The sequence below is a fragment of the Novosphingobium acidiphilum DSM 19966 genome (genome assembly GCF_000429005.1).
GTDB classification, from domain to species: Bacteria; Pseudomonadota; Alphaproteobacteria; order Sphingomonadales; family Sphingomonadaceae; genus Novosphingobium; species Novosphingobium acidiphilum.
In genome coordinates, this window is record NZ_AUBA01000046.1 from 1 (window position 1) to 1,801 (window position 1,801).

The window sequence follows — 1,801 nt, forward strand, 5'->3', positions numbered from 1 at the left end:
GCGCTGCTGGCCGGACGCTACAGCGCAATATCGAAAGCGCGCGTCCGGCCAGCAGCGCTACCCTCACAACCTACACCACGTACCGGGACGCGACCGACATTTGCGTTGGCAACCATAACCAAGAGAAAGCACGGCTACTGCGTTCAGATCAGACGCAAGGGCTTCGCACCTGTCAGCAGAACCTTCCCAAGCCATGCCGAAGCCGTAGCGTGGGCGAATCAGGAAGATGCGCGACGGACTTCGTCACACAGTGTCGGGATCGTTGGCGATCTGAAGCGCACCACATTGAAAGACATCCTTGAAAGGTATCTCAGGGAGGTCAGCACGAAGAACCGTGGCCACGAGATTGAATGCTATCAGCTGGCAAAGGTCCTGAGATCACCCATGGCTGAAATGAGCCTGCAGAAGCTCTCTGCCAGCGCGATTGCCATGTACCGCGATGCACGGTTGCAGGAAGTGACTGCTGGCACCGTCTGCCGTGAATTGCACCATATCCAACATGCCATCTCCATCGCGATGCGGGAGTGGGGATATCATCTGGATGAAAATCCAGCAGCCAATGTCAGAAAGCCAAGGCTGAACAATGCCCGCAACCGCCGTGTTTCTCAGACGGAGATCGATCGGCTGGTTGCAGAGCTGGCTGAGATTGATCGTCAGGATATCATTGCGGTGATTCATTTTGCTGTCGAAACTGGAATGCGGCGGGGTGAAATCCTGTCGCTGGAATGGCGGTTCGTTGATTTGAAGCGCCGCACTGCACACCTACCCCAAACCAAAAATGGTCATGCTCGCACGGTTCCATTGACCAATGGCGCGATTGCCGTGCTGGAATCGCAGACCCGCACAAACAGTCTGGTTTTTTCCGTCTCTTCGGATGCGCTGAAAATGTGCTGGCGCAGGATCATGGCCAAGACAGGTATCAACGATCTGCACTTCCACGATCTCAGGCATGAAGCCGTATCACGCTTTTTTGAGATGGGTTTGAGCATGCCAGAGGTTGCGTTGATCTCTGGTCATCGTGATCCCAGAATGCTGATGCGCTACACGCATCTGGTACCATACCAGCTGGCTCAGAAGCTGGCTGCGATGTGAAAGTGTCTTGGACCAGACACTTTCACATCCATCACATTGATCCTGATAGATTTTCTCTGAGTGATAAATACACTCGGAGGAATGATATATGGACGCACGAGAAGAGATGAAGCGCTGGTTGGCACTGCTGGTGCAGATGGCTGACGATTCCGAGAGCAAGACGATCAAGCAGGATGCCGATATGCTCCTGGCTGTTGCATCAGAGCTTACGGGGAAACTGGCGGCACGGAACACGGCTCTAGCAAAGCAGATACGCCCACGATCAACGAAACCGCCAAAGGCCTCTCCTGCAAGCGGCCCTCAGAAGCCAGAGCAATCCAACAGCAGCACTCACACCCCGAGCGCCCAGAATGATGCTGAGGACCGTTCTAAGGAGTTTTCCAAGATCCAGCAGGGAATACGCCAAGCTGATCCAACGATGGCTGATCAGCAGCGAGCTTTGCGGGGCAAGGTCTACGGGGCGCAGAACGATGATGTGGCTTTTGGTAAGGCGGCGAAGGCGATTGCGTCATGAAGCGCCAACTCATCATCGATCTTGAAACATCAGCCTTGACCCCAGAAGTCGGCGATATCGTGCGCTTTCGTGCTGAGAGCGTTTCCGATCCAGACGATGAGTTTGACGAATGGGTCAAACCCCCACGTTCTGTCCGTCGTCAGAACATTTGGCACATCAGGCGGCGTAAATTAACGGAGAGCGGGCCTCGTCTGG

At 54.7% G+C, this 1,801-nt stretch carries 3 protein-coding genes; all 3 read left to right on the top strand.

The window, feature by feature from the left end; translation table 11 throughout:
• A partial coding sequence (locus tag G404_RS0117320; RefSeq protein WP_156906384.1) for a site-specific integrase occupies positions 1–1,092 on the top strand: 1,092 nt, incomplete at its 5' end.
• 88 nt (positions 1,093–1,180) lie between these two features.
• Positions 1,181–1,606, top strand: coding sequence for a hypothetical protein (locus tag G404_RS0117325; RefSeq protein ID WP_028642168.1), 426 nt, complete (start codon positions 1,181–1,183; stop codon positions 1,604–1,606).
• A partial coding sequence (locus G404_RS20545) for a hypothetical protein (protein ID WP_156906385.1) occupies positions 1,603–1,801 on the top strand: 199 nt, incomplete at its 3' end. The genes G404_RS0117325 and G404_RS20545, both read left to right, overlap by 4 nt.